The organism is Trinickia sp. Z7 (assembly GCF_056498045.1).
This window is the reverse complement of sequence record NZ_JAUEQW010000006.1, coordinates 68,464-85,281: the sequence shown is the minus strand read 5'-3', so window position 1 is coordinate 85,281 and position 16,818 is coordinate 68,464. Positions and strand designations below refer to the sequence as shown.

The 16,818-nt window shown below is 67.0% G+C and carries 15 protein-coding genes; 1 reads left to right on the top strand and 14 read right to left on the bottom strand.

The genetic code is table 11. The features are described from left to right. Positions 1-39: 39 nt before the first annotated feature. Positions 40-1,284 carry an NAD(P)/FAD-dependent oxidoreductase gene (locus tag QQS38_RS12810; protein WP_479645755.1) on the bottom strand — a complete coding sequence of 415 codons (1,245 nt, stop codon included), beginning with the start codon at positions 1,282-1,284 and terminating at the stop codon, positions 40-42. 139 nt (positions 1,285-1,423) lie between these two features. Between QQS38_RS12810 and QQS38_RS12805 the strand changes: the two genes are divergently transcribed. Then, a complete protein-coding gene (locus QQS38_RS12805; protein WP_479645754.1) occupies positions 1,424-2,167 on the top strand; it encodes a class I SAM-dependent methyltransferase in 744 nt (247 codons plus the stop codon). Between the two features lie 41 nt (positions 2,168-2,208). On the opposite strand, the gene QQS38_RS12800 is transcribed toward QQS38_RS12805, so the two are convergent. The 13 genes from QQS38_RS12800 to QQS38_RS12740 are packed head-to-tail and all read right to left on the bottom strand — an operon-like array spanning position 2,209 to position 16,815. Next, positions 2,209-2,640 carry a hypothetical protein gene (locus QQS38_RS12800; protein ID WP_479645753.1) on the bottom strand — a complete coding sequence of 144 codons (432 nt, stop codon included), beginning with the start codon at positions 2,638-2,640 and terminating at the stop codon, positions 2,209-2,211. 52 nt (positions 2,641-2,692) lie between these two features. After that, on the bottom strand, positions 2,693-3,934 hold the full coding sequence (locus QQS38_RS12795; protein WP_479645752.1) for a beta-ketoacyl synthase N-terminal-like domain-containing protein: 1,242 nt from the start codon (positions 3,932-3,934) through the stop codon (positions 2,693-2,695). After that, the gene (locus QQS38_RS12790) at positions 3,931-5,160 is read right to left on the bottom strand and encodes a beta-ketoacyl-ACP synthase (protein WP_479645751.1); all 1,230 of its coding nucleotides are present in this window, start codon (positions 5,158-5,160) and stop codon (positions 3,931-3,933) included. The genes QQS38_RS12795 and QQS38_RS12790 overlap by 4 nt, the downstream gene beginning before the upstream one ends. Continuing rightward, a complete protein-coding gene (locus QQS38_RS12785) occupies positions 5,160-5,891 on the bottom strand; it encodes a 3-ketoacyl-ACP reductase FabG2 (protein ID WP_479645750.1) in 732 nt (243 codons plus the stop codon). The genes QQS38_RS12790 and QQS38_RS12785 overlap by 1 nt, the downstream gene beginning before the upstream one ends. Beyond that, entirely contained in the window at positions 5,888-6,403 is a 516-nt protein-coding gene (locus tag QQS38_RS12780) for a hotdog family protein (protein ID WP_479645968.1), read from the bottom strand. The genes QQS38_RS12785 and QQS38_RS12780 overlap by 4 nt, the downstream gene beginning before the upstream one ends. Positions 6,404-6,424: 21 nt before the next feature. Continuing rightward, positions 6,425-7,603: a beta-ketoacyl-[acyl-carrier-protein] synthase family protein gene (locus tag QQS38_RS12775; protein ID WP_479645749.1), complete on the bottom strand. Its 1,179-nt coding sequence runs from the start codon at positions 7,601-7,603 to the stop codon at positions 6,425-6,427. Beyond that, complete coding sequence (locus tag QQS38_RS12770; protein ID WP_479645748.1) at positions 7,600-10,032, bottom strand: MMPL family transporter; 2,433 nt, start codon at positions 10,030-10,032, stop codon at positions 7,600-7,602. The genes QQS38_RS12775 and QQS38_RS12770 overlap by 4 nt, the downstream gene beginning before the upstream one ends. Further along, complete coding sequence (locus tag QQS38_RS12765; RefSeq protein ID WP_479645747.1) at positions 10,032-10,781, bottom strand: outer membrane lipoprotein carrier protein LolA; 750 nt, start codon at positions 10,779-10,781, stop codon at positions 10,032-10,034. Before QQS38_RS12765 ends, QQS38_RS12770 begins: the two co-directional genes overlap by 1 nt. Further along, on the bottom strand, positions 10,778-11,200 hold the full coding sequence (locus tag QQS38_RS12760; RefSeq protein WP_479645746.1) for an acyl-CoA thioesterase: 423 nt from the start codon (positions 11,198-11,200) through the stop codon (positions 10,778-10,780). Before QQS38_RS12760 ends, QQS38_RS12765 begins: the two co-directional genes overlap by 4 nt. Further along, positions 11,201-12,790 (bottom strand): HAL/PAL/TAL family ammonia-lyase, encoded by a 1,590-nt coding sequence (locus QQS38_RS12755; RefSeq protein WP_479645745.1) that lies wholly within the window; start codon positions 12,788-12,790, stop codon positions 11,201-11,203. Continuing rightward, positions 12,777-14,495 (bottom strand): glycosyltransferase family 2 protein, encoded by a 1,719-nt coding sequence (locus tag QQS38_RS12750; RefSeq protein ID WP_479645744.1) that lies wholly within the window; start codon positions 14,493-14,495, stop codon positions 12,777-12,779. Before QQS38_RS12750 ends, QQS38_RS12755 begins: the two co-directional genes overlap by 14 nt. After that, entirely contained in the window at positions 14,492-16,186 is a 1,695-nt protein-coding gene (locus tag QQS38_RS12745; protein ID WP_479645743.1) for an ApeI family dehydratase, read from the bottom strand. The genes QQS38_RS12750 and QQS38_RS12745 overlap by 4 nt, the downstream gene beginning before the upstream one ends. Continuing rightward, positions 16,183-16,815, bottom strand: coding sequence for a COG4648 family protein (locus QQS38_RS12740; RefSeq protein WP_479645742.1), 633 nt, complete (start codon positions 16,813-16,815; stop codon positions 16,183-16,185). Before QQS38_RS12740 ends, QQS38_RS12745 begins: the two co-directional genes overlap by 4 nt. Positions 16,816-16,818 lie beyond the last annotated feature (3 nt).

Below are 16,818 nucleotides of genomic sequence, written 5' to 3'. Positions count from 1 at the left end.
CCCTGCCCGACTTGGCGATGCGCGCAGCCGGTCGCCGGCCTACGCGGGCATGCAGGCCTCGTGCAACGCCGTAAGCCGCCGCACGGGCTCGGCCGCGTAGGGATTGGTTTCGTCCCACGCGTAGCCCGCCAAAATCGAGCTGATCATCCGGCGAATCTTCGGGGTTTGATTCGCGTGGAAGATGATGTCCTGCAATTCGCCCGTGTACCAACGCTCGACAAAGGCGCGGAACGTATCGATGCCCTTGCGCAACGGCGCGTCGTAGCTGGCCGCCCAATCGACCTGCTCGCCGTCGAGCTGGCGCAGCAGCGTGTGCGCGGCTAGATGCGCCGAGCGTAGCGCGATCGTCACGCCCGACGAAAACACGGGATCGAGGAACTCGCCCGCATTGCCGAGCAGGGCGAAGCCGGGGCCATGCAGACGCTCGACGTTGGCCGAGTAGCCGCCGATCCGGTTGACGGGCATCAGGAACGGCGCATCGCCCAGCAAGCGCCCGATCGTCGGCTCCGCGCGCATCAACTCGCGCAATTTCGCCTCGCGCTGCGCCTCGGGCACGTCGAGAAACGCGGCATCGGCCACGCAGCCGATCGAGGTCCGCCCCGAAGCGAGCGGAATCATCCAGTACCAGACGTCGCGCCGCTCGGGATGCACGGCGACGCAAATCTTGTCGCGATCCGTGCTGCCTGCCGGCAATGCATCGCGCACGTGAGAGAAGAGCGCCGCGCGCGCCGGCATGCGCGAGGGCGTCTCGAGCCCGAGCAGGCGAGGTAATACGCGGCCGAAGCCGCTGGCATCGAGCACGAAGCGCGCGGCCACCCGATAGGTCACGCCCGATTCGTCGGCAACCTCGAGCGTCGGCGCAGCGCCCGGTTGCATCGCGCACACGCTATGGCCGAACCGGACTTGCACGCCTTGATCGGCAGCGCGGCCGATCAGCAGTTGGTCGAATACCGCGCGCTCGACTTGATACGTCGTGCCCCATCCAGCGGCATGCTTGTCTCGGAAGTCGTACGAGGACGTCTTCTCGCCATGGACGAACGATGCGCCGTTCTTGTATTGAAACCCGGCCTCGACCACCGCTTGGAGCATCCCGGCCTCTTCGAGGTAGGCCATGCTTTGCGGCAGCAGGCTTTCGCCGATCGAAAAGCGCGGGAAGTGTTGACGCTCGAGCACGAGCACCGACCTGCCCGCGCGCGCCAAGAGCGCCGCGGCGACTGCACCGGCCGGTCCCGCCCCGATGATCGCGACGTCCGTCTGCTCTACTTCCCCGAATTCCTTGCTCATTGTGCGATCCTTGTTTATCGACTACGTCATTACTGCAAATGCGAAGCGGGCCATACGGTTGCTTTCGCGCACACCTTCGCCGGTTGCCATTACAATCCGCGGCATCACAACGACACAACCAGTTGCGGGGAAAGCCGACGTGCCATCCAATTCGTTGCCTACCGTGCGCGCCATTCCGACGTTCGTGCCCGAAACGGCGTTCGGCGTTTGGTTCTTGCGCACGCATACGTGGGAACACCACGTGTTGCGCGTTGCCATCGACGACCTGAAACGGCTCATCGATCCCCCCATCTCCCACGCTCCCGTCATCGTCGATGCCGGCTGCGGCCAGGGCATCTCCTTCAAGCTGTTAGCCCGGGCTTTTGCGCCGAGCCGGATCGTCGGCATCGACTGCCATGAGCCTTCGCTGGCGCTTGCGGAGCAAGCCGCGCGGCACGTGCCCGTACCGGTGGAAGTGACGCGCGGCGACTGCGCCGCGCTACCGCTTCCCGATGCCTGCGCGGACATCGTCTTTTGCCATCAAACCTTCCATCATCTGGTCGAACAAGAGCGCGCGCTCGAGGCGTTCCATCGCGTCCTGAAACCGGGCGGTGTGCTCTTGTTCGCCGAATCGACCGACGCCTACATCAAGTCGTGGGTCATCCGCCTATTGTTCCGCCATCCGATGCACGTCCAGAAAAGCGCGGACGGCTACCTCGACATGCTGCGCGCCGGCGGGTTCGAGTTCGCCCCCCGCAACGTTTCGCTACCGTACCTCTGGTGGAGCCGCGCGAAAGATTTCGGCCTGCTCGAGCGCCTCGGCCTGCATCGGCCAAAGCCGGGTAAACGGCGCGAAACGCTCGTCAACGTCGCCGCGCGCAAGCCGGTTGCTTCTCCGACGTAACGCCGTCGCGCTCGTGCGCGGCGCCGAGGGCGCGGCCGGGTTCATTTGGCCGTGAGCGACGCGAGCTTGCCGCGAACTTTGATCGCCGCGGCGCTGAAGCTCGTCGCGCAAACGAACTCTTTCGACGACACGCTGTGCGTGCCATGAAAGCTCGTTTCGATGTCGACCACGGCGTTCGCGCCGTGATTGACCGCATCGGCTCTCAACGACGCCAGCGCTTGTCTCAGCGCCTCGTTGCATGCGGTCGTTTCGTCCTCGACCTTGCGCGCGACGCGGATCGATGCGCTGGCTTCGCCGTGCGCGGCTGCGACGTCCGGATGCGCCGCATCGCCGAAGTAAAACGAGACTTGGTTGTCCGCGGGCTGGGCATCGAGCACCGGTTTCAGCGGATAGGTCGTGGTGTTCGTATGGGCAAGCGCCGCATGCGAGATCGCGGTGAAGGCGGATAAGACAATCAGGTGCTTCGCTTTCATTTGAATTCCCCCGTTGTTGTTGCTTTGAAAAAAGCAGCGCTGCACGCACGCTTCACGCGCTATCGCAAGCGCCGAACATCACGCTCGCGCAACTGCCGCCGAAGCCGAACGATATCGACATGGCTGTCGCCAGCGATGCCGCACACGTCGTGCGCACGATCGGTTTGCCCTGCACGCAGGGATCGGGCGATTCGATACCCGTGCAACCCGCGACGAAACCGTCGCGCATCATCAACAGCGTATAGATCGCCTCGTGCACCCCCGCGGCCGCCAGCGGATGACCCGTCAGCGCCTTGGTCGACGAGAACGCCGGCATGCCCGCGCCGAACACGGTTGCGAGGGCTTCGAGCTCGTGCGCATCGCCAAGCGGCGTCGACGGCGCATGCGTGTTGATGTAGTCGGGCCGGCATTGCGCTTCATCGATCGCGGCCCGAATCGCGCGCGCAATGCCGGCCGCACCCGGCGCAACCATCGTCTGCGCATCGGTGCTCTGGCCGAAGCCGGTCAGTTCCGCATGGATCGATGCACCGCGCGCGCGCGCATGCTCGAGCGATTCGAGCACGAGCACACCCGCGCCGGAGCCCAGCACGAAGCCGTCGCGTGCAAGATCGTAAGGCCGCGATGCGCACTCGGGCCTATCGTTGAAGCCGTGCGAAAGCGCGCCCATCGCGTCGAACATCAGCGCGGTGTTCGTATGGACTTCCTCGCTGCCGCCGGCCAAGACGATGCGCTGCCGCCCGCTTTGTATCAGTTGCATCGCCTGGCCGATCGCCAGCGCCGATGTGGTGCAGGCCGACGACGGGGAATAGCAGACGCCCTCCAAGCCGAAGACGTGTGCGACATTGGCCGAGACCGTGCTGCTCATGGCTTGCGGCACGACGAACGGCGGCGTTCGCTCGACGCCACGGCCAGCCGCCACCGCGAGCGCCGCATCGTAGGCCGATAACGCGCCCGTTCCTGAGCCGATCACCGCGCCCACGTGCGGCGAGCGCAATGCATCGGGCGCCAAGCCCGCATCGTCGATCGCCATGCGCGCTGCATGGCAAGCGAAGCGCGCCGTCTCGCCCATGAAGCGCTCGAATTTGCGCCCGAACGCGCTTTGCCCATCGAGCGACGCCATGCCGGCGACATGGCTGCGCAACCCGCGCTCGGCCCACGCCGGGATTCGCGTGATGCCGCAGCGGCCCGCGCGCAACGCGTCGGCCACGCCATCGAGCGTGTTGCCCAGGCATGAAACGATGCCCATTCCCGTCACGACGACGCGCTGCGCGTCAGGCCGCATCGCCGCGCTCATCGCCAGCGTTCGAAGATCAACGAGGTATTGATGCCGCCGAATGCGAAGTTGTTGCTCATCGCCCACTGCGCATCGATCGTGCGCGCTTCGCCCATGATGTGATCGAGCGGCGCGCACGCAGGGTCGATCGTCGTCAAGTTCAAGGTGGGCGCGAACCAATTGCGCTTCATCATCTCGATCGTCCACCACGCCTCGATCGCGCCGCATGCACCGAGCGTATGCCCGATGTAGCTCTTGAGCGAACTGATCGGCATCGCGCCGCCGAACACTTCGGCCGTCGCCGCGCACTCGGCTACATCGCCACGGTCGGTCGCCGTGCCGTGCGCATTGACGTAGCCGATCGCTTCGGGCCGCAGTTGCGCGTCGGCCAGCGCCAAGCGCATGGCTTGCGCCATCGTCGCGGCCGTCGGCTGGGTCATGTGCGCGCCGTCGGAGTTGCATCCGAAGCCAACTACCTCGGCGTGAATCGCCGCACCGCGCGCACACGCATGCTCGTACTCCTCGAGCACCAGCGTAGCCGCGCCTTCGCCCACTACGAGCCCGTCGCGCGCGGCATCGAACGGACGCGGCGTCGACTGCGGCGCGTCGTTGCGCGTACTGGTCGCATACAGCGTATCGAACACCGCCACGGCCGGCCCCGACAATTCTTCGGCCCCGCCGGCGAGCATCAGCGATTGCTTGCCCGTCGCGATCGCTTCATAGGCGTAGCCGATGGCTTGGCTGCCCGAGGCGCAAGCGCAGGAGGTCGGGATGATGCGCCCTTTCAAATCCCAAAACAGGCTGACGTTGACCGCCGTCGTGTGCGGCATCATCTGCACGTAGCTGTTCGATGTCACGTCCCGCATCGATCCGCTGTCGAGCATCGTGCCGAACGCACGGATAGGCTGCACGGACCCCGACGAGGATCCGTAGGCCACGCCCATGCGGCCGTCGGCGATCGACGCGTCGCCCGCGAGGCCGGCATCGAGCAGCGCGAGCTCGCTCGCCCGCACCGCGTACATCGAGACCGGCCCCATCGACCGCGTCTTCTTGCGCGGATATCCGGCCGGCGCCGTGAAGGTGCTCGGCAACGGGCATGCGAGCCGTGTATGCAGCGATGAAAAGTAATCCCACTCGGGCATCACCCGCACGGCGTTGCGCCTGCTGCGCAGCGCCGCCTCGATCTCGCTCCAATCCGAGCCGAAAGGCGTCACGCCGCCCATTCCGGTTACGACCACGCGCTTCATCAGATCATCCCGCCGTTGACGCCGATGACTTGGCGCGTGATATAGGACGCCGCATCGGACATCAAAAAGCCGACCGCCGCCGCCACCTCGTCGGGACGGCCCACGCGCCCCATCGGGACGGCTCGCAGCGCCTCGTCGAGGTGTTCGAGGCCCGCGATCATCTCGGTGTCGACGAGCCCGGGCGCGACGCAGTTCACCGTGATGCGGCGTGAAGCCAGCTCGACGGCGAGCGCTTTGGTCGCGCCGATGAGCCCGGCCTTGGCGGCGCTATAGTTGACCTGCCCGCGGTTGCCCATCACGCCCGACACCGAGGCGATCGTCACGATGCGCCCGCCTTGCTTGGCGCGCACCATCGGCATCGTCAACGGCTGAACGACGTTGTAGAAGCCGTCCAAGCTCGTTTCGATCACCGCGTCCCAATCTTCGTCGGTGAGCGCCGGGAATGCCGCATCGCGCGACAACCCCGCGCACAACACGATGCCGTAGTAAGCGCCACCGCTTGCGACGTCGGCATCGAGCGCCGCCCGGCAGGCCGCGCGATCGCGCACATCGAACGGCAGCAGCGCCGCTCGGCCTCCCGCGGCTACGATCGCATCGACGACGGCCTGCGCTTCATCCAGGCCGCTGCGGCAATGCACGGTAACGGCGAAACCGTCCGCGGCCAAACGATACGCAATCGCGCGGCCGATGCCGCGGCTTGCGCCGGTAACGAGAACGCGCCGGCTACTCATGAGGTGAAGCTCCCTTCGATAAACGCTTCGAAATCGTTCGGTTGAAACACTTTGATCACGGCTTGCGCGACACAGCGATCGTCGGCCGCGATCGTGCATTCGTAAGCGCCATGGCCCGCTTCGCTTTTGAGCAGCTCCGTCGCGTGCACGCGCAGGCGTGCGCCGCGCGCGAAGGACGGCGCTTGCACCTCGTAGCGGCTCGCCCCGAGCAAAACCCCGGGCCGCGCCCGTCCACCGGCGCGCAGCGCGAGCAGGCCGACGTGCGTCGCGATCGCCTGCGCCATGAGCTCGATGCCGAGCCATGAGGGCATCGCGCCGTCCGCATCGGCGTACCAGGCTTGCGCGTCGACGCGGGCCAGCACGGTCACCGTATCGTCGCTGCATGCGGCGATTTCGTCGACGAGGCGCATCGTGCCGCGATGCGGCAGCACCTCCTCTATGGCGGGGAAAGCAAGCACGACCTCGGCGGCTTGCGCCGAAGCTGCGTCGTCGAAAAGGGGCGACTCGGTCATCGTCTGCATGTCGTCGTTCCTTCAATGGGCGAGCACGAGGCTCACGTTGCTTCCGCCAAACGCGAACGAGTTGCTCATGACACCCAGGCCTCGCGCCAGCCGCCGCTCGTGCTCGACGAGATCGAGCGGCGGCAGTGCGGGGTCGGCCACGCCGTCCCACAGATGACGCGGCAGCATGGTCCCCTCGCGCACGAGCGAGAGCCACGCGAACCCGAGTTCGGTCGCCCCCGCCGCGCCCAGCGTATGGCCCGTCAGCGGCTTCGTGCCGCTTGCCGCCACCCCCTGGGGGAACACGCGAGCCATCAAGCGCGCTTCCATCTCGTCGTTCTTGCGCGTGGCCGTTGCATGCAAATTCACATAGCCGATTGCGCACGCCGGCATGCCCGCATCCGCCAAAGCGGCGCGCAGCGCTTGCTCTCCACCGAGGCCGGACGGGTCCGGTGCTGAAATGTGATGGGCGTCGCTCGATTCGCCGACGCCGGCCAAGACCGCCGGCCCCTCCTCGCGGCTCATGAGGAATACGGCCGCCCCCTCGCCGATATTGATGCCGGCGCGATTCGAACTCATCGGGTTCGTGCGCTCGTGGCTCGTCGATTCGAGGGCGGCGAAGCCGCGCAAGGTCAACTCGCACAGCGAATCGACGCCGCCCACGACCAGTGCGTCGCACAGGTTCAGTTGCAGCAAGCGGCGCGCGGCGGCGAAGGCTTTCGCGCTCGACGTGCATGCCGTCGAAATCGTGAACGCAGGCCCCTGCACTCCCAGATAGGCGGCTGCGAACGGCGCGCCCGAGCCGATTTCCATTTGCGCGTAGTCGAAAGGCGCTTGCCCGCCGGCGAGCGCGTTCGCCACCCCCAACGCCGCTTCGCCTGCGCCGATGCCCGAGGTGCTCGTGCCCAGCACCACGCCGACGCGCGCCGCGCCGTATCGCGCGCAAGCCGCTTGCACGACCGGCTCGATCTGCGCCAACGCCATCAGCAGAAGGCGGTTGTTGCGGCAATCGTAATTGGCCAGATGCGGCGGCGGAGCAAGCTCGAGGGCGCCTTGCGCACGGCCGACGTAAGCTCCCTCATCGCCGCCGAATGTCACCCGTCCGATCCCGGGAGCGACGCCTGTCGCCAGCGCGGCGGCAACCGCATCGGTGTCCGCCCCTAGAGCGTTGACCATACCCAGGGCATGCAGATAGACGTGTGCGCGGGTCACGGGCGATCCTTCTTGTAAGCGGGCATCCCGATCGGCGCGAGCAGCACCGAAACGGCGATGCCAAGCGCGAGCGTGGCGCCGAATGTCTTCAATACCGGCATCGTGCTCATTGCCAGCAATCCGAACGAAAGCAGCGTCGTCGCGGCCGATAGCGCGACGCCCGTCCAAACCGCGCCCAGATCGGCGTTACGACGCACGCACCCTTCGCGCAAAAACACGGCGTAGTTGACGCCGACGCCAAGCACCAGCATCAAAGCGAGCCAATTGAACAGCGTCAGCGAGACACCGGCATAGCCGAAGGCAGCCAACGCCAAGGCGATCGCCACTCCGACCGGCAGCAGGACCCGCGCTCCGGCACGCACCCCATAGCGCACGGCCAGCAAGACGAGCACGAGTGCCGTCGCAGCCGCGAGCCACACGGCGCTATCGACACGATATGCGCCGAATAGCCGCGATACGCTCGCGGCCTTGTCCACGAACGCGACGCCGGGCTCGCTGCGCGCGAGGCTCGCCAGCGCGGGCAATTGCGCGGCGGTAGCGCCGATGGGCATGACGATGGCCGCGTACTCGGGCTGCGCGCCCGCTCGCTTGACGGCCCCGATCCACAAATGGCGAAACGGCCGCGACCACGGTGTGGCGAGCCATGCGTCGAGCGTCAGCGGCTTGCTAGTCGGTTGCGTCCACGCATCGACGTACCGACGCGCCGCTTCATCGCGAAACCCCGCGCCGACCAATGTGTTGCGCAGCGTGTCGGGAACGCGCAGCACCGTCGATGCGAGTAGCGCACGGTTGGCCCCCTGCTGCCGCGCCGACGGCACGAATTGAGAGACCGACTGCCAACCGGCAAGCCGGGTTCCAGCCAGGGGCAGATCGAGCCGTTCGCCAAGCGCTTCGCTGCGCTCGAGCACGGCCTCCGGCGTCGGGCCCTTGACCACGAAGAACTGGGCGCCCGCGTCGATGCCGATGATTTCGCGCACCTCCCGTTCCTGCGCAACGAGCGAAGCATCGCGCTGAACCAGCAGGTGGATGTCGTCGTCGCTCTGCAAGCGCAGCCATCCCGGGAGCGCCAAGACGAGCGCGAGTCCGGCAGCAAACCAAGCCCGGCGGCCGGCAAACAACGCTTGCCAACGTGACAGCAGCTTCGCCGCGCCGTCGAACAGGTAGGCCGGCGTATGCGATGGCCCCCGCTTCAGCATCGCAGGCAGAAGCGAGGCCACGGAGGCGAACGCCATTGCAATGCCGACCATCGCGAAGCAGGCAATTTGCTTGAGCGCCGGAAACGGCGCCCAGGCCAGAATCGCGTAGCCGAGCAGGCTCGTCGCGAGCGCGACGAGCAACGCAGGGCGCACTTCGCGCACCCCGCGCCCGGCATCCCAGCGCTGCCCCGCGCTCAGATAAAGCACGAAGTATTGAATGGAATAATCGACCGCCTCGCCAATCAAGCTCGCCCCGAATACGAGCGTGAGCAAATGCAGTTGCCCGAACACGGCCAGCGTCACCGCCAGCGCGCAACCGATGCCGATCGCCGTGGAAAGAAAGCCGAGCACGATCAGCCGGGGGGAACGAAACACCCAAAGCATCAACAGAGCGATGCCGCCCGCGGACCACAAGCCGATGCGATGCACGTCGCGCTCCGATGCACGACGGGCCGCATCGGCGTAAAACACGGCGCCGGTGCGCACGATTTGCGCGTCGGGGTAATCGCGCAGCACGAGACCTTCCGCGCTCGCCGTCGCGTGGCGAACCGCGGCTTGGACCGACGTCTCGTAGGCCGAACCGGGCAGCGTCGCGGCAACCAGCACGCTCGCCGCCGCGCCGCGGTGCGCGACGAGCATGCCATCTTCGAGGCTCAGATTCGACGCCGCCAGCGGCAGCGCGCCGAGCCAACGGCTCAACCAGCCGAACGGATCGTCCACGAGCGGCGCCGAGAGCCCGGCCAGCAATGGGTCGAAAAGACGTTGCGCGACGAGTTCGGGCAACCTTGCCGCGCCGTCGGTCAGTGCTGCGCGATCCCCCGGGGTGAGCAATCCGAACCGATACGGCAAATAAAAGCGGGTAACCTGCGTCGCATCGAACGGCGGCACTTGGGCAAGGACGCTGCCAAAGGCGCCACTCGCGGAGAGTGACTGCGCCAGCCGTCGAGCCGCGCCTTTCGCGCGCTCGGCATCATGGCTCGTCACGACGTAGACCGCGCGCTCTCCCATCGATTTCGCCAACGCATCGAGCGCTTGCTCCGCGGCCGGATCGGCCTCGGTTTTCGGCAGCAGCGCGAGCAGGTCCGTTTGCAACGGCGGCGCCGACGCACGCGCGCCCCACCCCGGCTCGAGAAAACGCCATCCGCAGTAGCCTAGCGCCACGCACATCAGCAGCGCCCAAGCAAACAGCACGTGGCGTCTTCGTGTAGCGTCGAACGTCTGGACCGCTTCCATCAGCGCGCCCCGAACAGGGCGAGTTCGGCCGGCGACAGGGCGTCGACCGGCTCGCTGCCCGAAAACTCGATGCGCGTGGTATCGCCATTGGCGCCGGTGACTTCCAACATTTGCAGATAGGCGTCCCCTTCCATGCGCAACGCCTTGACGAACTGTGCGAGCTGCGGCTGATTCGGCGTGAGTTGCAAGCGCCATCGTGCGGGCGTACCGCTCGCGGCGACGTCGAATTGCGAATAAAGGGCCGACAAGTCGCCGCCGACCAATGCGCGCATCATGCGCGAGACTTGTCCCATCGAGCCGCGCGCGAGCGCGCTCGTCGATGAATGGCCGCCGGCATCGATTTTCTTGACGCTCGTATCGCCGATGACATAGGTCACGCGATACGGCGTGTCCATACGCCAAATCACCCCGCGATCGCGTTCGAACACCAGCGCGCCGGTACTGACGAGCGGGCTCGACAGTGCGGCGAGTGTCCGTGTCTGCCGAAAGTGCGTGCGCACGCCGCCCTTCTGAGCGAGTTGCCCCGCGATGCGAGCGACGAGCGCGGCATCGTTCGCCGCGACGCCGGCCGATGAGGCAGCCGCCGCGGAAGGCAAGGCCGCGCTCGCGGCGGCGGCCGCGGCGCTCGTGGACCCGAGCGCGCCTACGGCCGAGATCGCCCACATGACGCCTATGACGAACATTGCGCGCGTCACGCGCATCGGATGGAAAACGTCGCGCGACGCCACCGATTGCCTGAGCGCGTTCATCGTTGCCCCAACTTTTCGAACACGATTGCAGGGGAAACGAATTGGAGCTCCCGCGTCGCGGCGCAGACGGCGACCTGAATCGTGTATCCCTTCGTCAGTCGTTCGCCCGAGGCGACATCGACGATTTCATAACCGATCTTGAGACGATTCTCGAATTCGAGCAGTTCGGTGCGCACCTCCAGCGCTTGCCCATAGGCCGCGGGCCGCACGTATTTCAGATGCGCCTCGACGATCGGCCAAAGATAGCCGGAGGCCTGCATCGCCGGATAGTCGTAATCGAACGTGCGCAGCAATGCCGCGCGGCCGATCTCGAAGTACTTCAGATAGTGGCCGTGCCAGCAGACGTTCATCGCATCGACGTCGTGAAACGGCACTTCCACGCGCGCGGCGGCCATGAGCGGTAAGCGAGCCCGATCCATCTATTGCACCGCCTCAGCGCCCACGAGCGCCCCGTCGGCGATATGCCGCGTCAGCAAACGCAGATCGTGCTCGAGCGGACGGTCGTCGCCGACGAAGGCAGAGAGCGCCGCGACTCGCTCGACGAATTGCTCGAGCGGCGCGGTGAGCGATGCGCCGGGCGTGACCGACATTCGCAGCCGCGCCGCCTGGACCGCCGCGAGCGTATGGGCGGCAGCGACCTGCTCGGTCAGCTCGAGCACGCGCAGGCAGTCGCGAGCCGCGATCGTGCCCATGCTCACTTTGTCTTGGTTGTGCGCCTCCGTCGACCGTGAAAACACGCTGGCCGGCATCGTGAGCTTCAGCGCTTCCGCCGTCCACGCCGACGACGAGATTTGCACCGCCTTGAAACCGTGGCTGATCGGCAAGCGCGCCGCGCTCGCACCGGACAGGTTGCGCGGCAGACCGTTGTTGAATTTGTCGTCGACGATCAGCGCGAATTGCCGGTCCATCAAGTCGGCCAAATTGGCCACGGCCGTCTTCAACGCATCCATCGCAAAGGCGATGTGGCCGCCGTAGAAATTGCCGCCGTGCAGGACGCGCTCGCCGTCCACGTCGATCAGCGGGTTATCGTTCGCGCTGTTGAGCTCGTTTTCGACGTCGCGCCGGACCCAGGAAAGCGCGTCTTGCGCCACGCCGATGACATGCGGCGCGCAGCGGATCGAGTAGCGATCCTGCAATCGCTGCCCGCTCGCATCTTCACGGCCGGCGAGATCCTCGCGAATCCACGCCGCGGCTTGCGCCTGCCCGGCATGGGGCTTCACTTCGAAGATCATCGCGTCGAAATGCGCCGCGCGGCCGTCGAGCGCAACCGTGCACAACGCCGTCAAGCGCGCGGCCAATCGGGTCAATTGCGCGGCCCGCATGAAGGCGAGGCAAGCGAGGCCCGTCATGACCGCCGTGCCGTTCATCAACGCCAGGCCTTCCTTGGGCGCCAGTTGGAGCGGGACGCGCGCGAGTTCGGCCCATACATCGGCGGCCGGACGCACGCGCTTGCCGAATTCGACGTCGCGCTCCCCGACGAGCGCCGCCGCGACGTACGAGAGCGGCGTCAAATCGCCGCTCGCGCCGACCGAACCCTCGGCGGGAATGCGCGGCAGGATATCGAAGTTGATCAGATCGGCCAGCCGTTCGAGCAGCACCACGCGCACGCCCGAATAACCGTAGGCGAGCGAATTGAGCCGCGCGGCAATGACGGCGCGCGTTTCGGCCGGATCGAGCAAACGCCCCATGCCACAGCCGTGGTAGCGCGTGAGTTGCAGCGGCAACGCCTCGACCAACTCCGGTGGCACGTTGACGACGCAAGCGTCGCCGTAGCCGGTATTGACGCCGTACACCGTCGCGCCGGCCGCCAGGCGCGCACGCAGGAACTGCGCTCCGCGCTCGATCTGCGCGCGCCATCCCGCGTCGTCGTTCAGGGCGACGCCGGCGCGGCCGAACGCGATCGCCGCGACGTCTTCGATCGTCAGGCGGCGGCCGCCGATGCGGACGGCCGCACTCGCCTTGGCCGGCGCTGGCGCGGTGCGACGCGCGGTCAAATCATCTTCGGCCATCGGCCGCTCCTCTCTGGCTCGCCCAGAAATCGAAAAAATTGAACCATTGGAAGGGGGCCTTGCGGCAGTAGTATTCGAGCCGCTGCGCAAAGCGGCTCGCATGCTCGGCTAGATGCGTGGCGCGCTCGGCGCGAGGCAACCGAATGCGCTCGGCGAACGGCTCGAAATACAGCCGATAGCGACCACGCTCCTTCAAGCAAAACAGCAAATACACGGGACAGCCGAGTGCATGCGCGAGGACATACGGGCCCTGCGCGAAGGGCGCCGCCGCGCCGAGGAACGACGCCTGCGTGACACGACCCGATTCGTGCGCCGGCACGCGATCGCCGACGATGACGAGCAATTCCCCCGCATCGATACGTTGCTGCAGCAGCATTGCCGTCTCGGGACCGAAGTCCGTCACTTGCACCATCCGGCTCGCGAACTCGTTATGCGCGCGCGCCAACACGCTGTTGAACCGCCGCGCATGCTCCGTATAGACGACGGCCGTCACCTTGGCGTGCATCCCCCGCACCGCCAACGCACGCGACATCTCGAGGTTGCCCAAATGCGCGCCGATCACGAGCGCGCCTTTACCGCTCGCGACCAGCGCGTCGAACGCGGACGGATCGTCGAAATCGACCTCATCGTGCGCGACGCGCCCGGTCCAGGCCGCTAGCTTGTCCAGGCCTGCCTCGGCGAAGGCGAACATGTGCCGATACGCCGACCGCCAGCCGGGTTCGGGCGTCGTCCCCACCGGCGAGGCGTCGCGCAAGCGCGCGAAGTAGCGATGCGATTCGAGCCGCGCCCCCTGCCCCGTCAGCAGGAAATACGCGACGATCGGATGCAGCCAAAGGCGCGTGGCGCGCGTGCCGAGCAGCCGGCAACTCAGCGCGAGAAACTGCATGCCGGTGCGGCTGCCGCGCTCGGCGATGCGCCACCAACGCCCTGCGTGGCCACCGCCCGCCGCGACCGGGCGCTCGCGCGGCAACACCTTTCGCGCGAGCAGTGCCGGCAAGCGCACGAGCATGCCCGCGACGAGACGCGTATGGCTTTTGCTGATGCGCACGTTGTCGCGCACCACGTCGAAATGAGACAAACCACCGGGCGCATAAGTGACGCGAGTCGGGAGGGTCACGAAACGAATCGATCGCCACGACAAGCGCACGAGAATTTCGATATCGAAATCCATGCGCGTGGGCAGTGACACGGAATCGATGAGCGCACAGGCCGCGTCCAGCGGATAAAGTCGAAAGCCGCACATCGCATCCGGAATCGCGAACGACAGCGTTTCGATCCACACCCACACGTGCGTCAGATAGCGGCCATAGAGCCGCGCCTTGGGCACGGTCGCGTCGTAGACGGGCCGCCCGAGCACGACGGCGAGCGGCTCGGCCCGCGCAGCGTCGAGAAAGCGCGGCACGTCTGCCGCATCGTGCTGGCCATCCGCATCGATCTGCAGCGCATGGGTGAAGCCCGCCGCGCGCGCGGCGCGCAACCCCGCCATCACGGCCGCCCCCTTGCCGCCGTTGCGCGGCAGCCGCAACAGGGACACGCGCGGCGACCAGCGCTCGGCCAATTCGGCGAGCACCGCTTGGGTCGCCTCGTCGCTGCCGTCGTCGACGACGATGATCGGCAATGCATACGGCATCAGCCGTGCGAGCGTCGCGCCGATTTCCGCTTTGTGGTTGTAGATCGGAATGACGATGGCGGCATGCACGCTCATGCCGCCCCCCGATAGGCGACGATGCCCGATGCGCTATCGCGCGCGCCTAGGCGAAACGCGAAGCGCATCCTGCCGCGCCCGGCGTCGTTCGACAGCGTCAGATGCAAGATCGCGCCCGGCGGCACCGGGGCCATGAACTTGAGCCGCTCGATCGCGGCGATCGAACGCACCTCCGGCCAATGCTCTGCGCCCAGGCCGATCGCCCAATCGATCTGCACGACGCCCGGTAGGATCGGCAATCCGGGAAAGTGCCCGGCGAAATGCACGAGCGTGGGCGGCACGCGAAGTTCGTAGTGCAGCACCTCTCGATGCACGAACTGCGCGAGCACTTCCATCCCCTGCTCGCGCGCTTGGAACGCGGCGGCGACGGTCGCGGCCGGCAGCTTGCCGCGTGCATCGAACGGCAGTGCGGTACAAAAGCGCCAGCGGCGCGGCAGCACGACGGTATCGACGAACTCGCCCAAATGCGCGCGCAGCGACTTGGCCAGCGCCACGCGCCCGCGTTCGGCCAATGCCGCGCACCCTTCGCCGCTCAGCGCGACCAGCACGCCGAGCCGTTCGCGCGCCGCGCCGGCCAGCACGACGGCCGCGGCCTGCGTCACGTACGGGTGCCGCGCGAGATAGCGCTCGATCTCGGGCAGCGATACGCGTTTTCCGTCCAGCTTCGCGACGCGGTCGAGCCGACCGGCGAGCCTGAAGCGGCCCGCCTCGTCGAACGTGACCGCATCGTCGGTTCGATGCCAGCCATCGTGCCCGAGATGCGGCGAACGCACCATCAACGCGCCGTCGGCGTCGCATCGCAGTTGCGCACCGGCCACCGGCTGCCAAGCGTCCGAGCGATCGCGCCGGCGCCATGCGATGCCGCCCGTTTCGGTGCTGCCGTAGATCTCGATGGGGGCGCTGCCGAAACGTTGCGCATAAGCGATCGCGGTATCTTCGCCGAGCGGCCCGCCCGATGAGAAAAATGCACACGGCTGCGGGGCGAGGGCATCGAAGCCGGGCAATTCGACCCAGCGCGCCAACTGCGCGGGGCTGGAGACTACCGCCGCGACGCCGACCTGCGACAGGCGCGCTTGGAGTTGCAACGGCTCGGCGCAATGGTGCCGATCGAACGAGCGCCCGGCCGCCAGAGGCCAAAACACGCGAAACAGCAGCCCGTAAATGTGCCGATGCGGCACGCTGGCGAGCATCGTTGCGTCCGCGACGATGCGCCCCCACTGCGTCTCGAGCGTGCGCACTTCGGCGTCGAACTGCGCCAGCGTCTTACGCACCGCCTTGGGCGAGCCGCTACTGCCGGACGTATAAAGCGTCAACGGGGCATTGACGGCGATACGGCGCTCGCACACATCGGCGCCGGCGCACGCATCGACCTCGCACACCTGCGCGGCGGTCAGCAGGAGGTCGTAGCAATCGCCGAGCAGCGCCAAATACGCCGGGGTCGCGGTAGAGGGGATCACCGGTTCCTTCCCGCACGCGAGCACCGCGAACAACGCGCAGGCGAAATCGAAGGGATCGTCCAGGCACACGGCGACACGTTGCCCGGCCGACGGTTCGAGCCAGCGCGCGAAGGCGTCGACGCGCCCCTTGAAAGCGCGGAAATCGAGCACCGTCGCTTGGTCGATGCAGACCGGCGTCGTGTCTTCTCGCGGCACGCAAAGCAACTCGTGCAAAGCGGCGAAAGCGGCGTTCAACGCGCGGCCCTCCGCAAAACGACCGTATGGCGCCAAGCGATCTCGGCCACGATCAACGCGCCGATCAACAGATAGGTGACGACGCCGTTGTAGAACGCCCACTGCACACGCGAGCCCCACAGTGCGCAAGCTGCGGAAATGGCGCCGTTGCATACGAAGAACCCGCACCAGAGCTGCGTCACACGCCGCGTGTAGCGCACGGCGCGTGCGTCGAGCTCGGGCCGCCGCACGCGCGCAAATTTCTCGATCATCGACGGGCCGCCGTGAAAAAGCGAGGCGCCGAAGGCGATCAGCATGCCGGCGTTCACGACGATGGGGTACACGCGCAGCAACGTTTCGCTATCGGTCGCGGCAATGGCCGCCGACAAGCCGCTCATGACGAGCGCCAGCGCCCATTCGAGCCGAGTGAACCCGGCGAGCAGCGCAGCGACGCTGCCGGCCCCGAGCCAGCGCTGCAGCCAAAGCAACGCGAGCAATGCGAGCCCGATGAACCGCGGCGAACCGAGCCGCAGGAACGCAAGGATCACGAGCGGGTAGGCGAGCTTGAGCGCCACGTTGGCGATCGCGCGCACGCGCGTGAGCGGCGCCGCTCGCACGGGCGCTCGCGCGCCGGTCGAAGCCGCTCCCATCGG

Bases quoted from the DNA above. Each gene is read 5' to 3' on its own strand.
- QQS38_RS12810 (WP_479645755.1), bottom strand. From the start codon at position 1,284: ATGAGCAAGGAATTCGGGGAAGTAGAGCAGACGGACGTCGCGATCATC.
- QQS38_RS12800 (WP_479645753.1), bottom strand. From the start codon at position 2,640: ATGAAAGCGAAGCACCTGATTGTCTTATCCGCCTTCACCGCGATCTCG.
- QQS38_RS12795 (WP_479645752.1), bottom strand. From the start codon at position 3,934: ATGAGCGCGGCGATGCGGCCTGACGCGCAGCGCGTCGTCGTGACGGGA.
- QQS38_RS12790 (WP_479645751.1), bottom strand. From the start codon at position 5,160: ATGAAGCGCGTGGTCGTAACCGGAATGGGCGGCGTGACGCCTTTCGGC.
- QQS38_RS12785 (WP_479645750.1), bottom strand. From the start codon at position 5,891: ATGAGTAGCCGGCGCGTTCTCGTTACCGGCGCAAGCCGCGGCATCGGC.
- QQS38_RS12780 (WP_479645968.1), bottom strand. From the start codon at position 6,403: ATGACCGAGTCGCCCCTTTTCGACGACGCAGCTTCGGCGCAAGCCGCC.
- QQS38_RS12770 (WP_479645748.1), bottom strand. From the start codon at position 10,032: ATGGAAGCGGTCCAGACGTTCGACGCTACACGAAGACGCCACGTGCTG.
- QQS38_RS12765 (WP_479645747.1), bottom strand. From the start codon at position 10,781: ATGAACGCGCTCAGGCAATCGGTGGCGTCGCGCGACGTTTTCCATCCG.
- QQS38_RS12760 (WP_479645746.1), bottom strand. From the start codon at position 11,200: ATGGATCGGGCTCGCTTACCGCTCATGGCCGCCGCGCGCGTGGAAGTG.
- QQS38_RS12755 (WP_479645745.1), bottom strand. From the start codon at position 12,790: ATGGCCGAAGATGATTTGACCGCGCGTCGCACCGCGCCAGCGCCGGCC.
- QQS38_RS12750 (WP_479645744.1), bottom strand. From the start codon at position 14,495: ATGAGCGTGCATGCCGCCATCGTCATTCCGATCTACAACCACAAAGCG.
- QQS38_RS12740 (WP_479645742.1), bottom strand. From the start codon at position 16,815: ATGGGAGCGGCTTCGACCGGCGCGCGAGCGCCCGTGCGAGCGGCGCCG.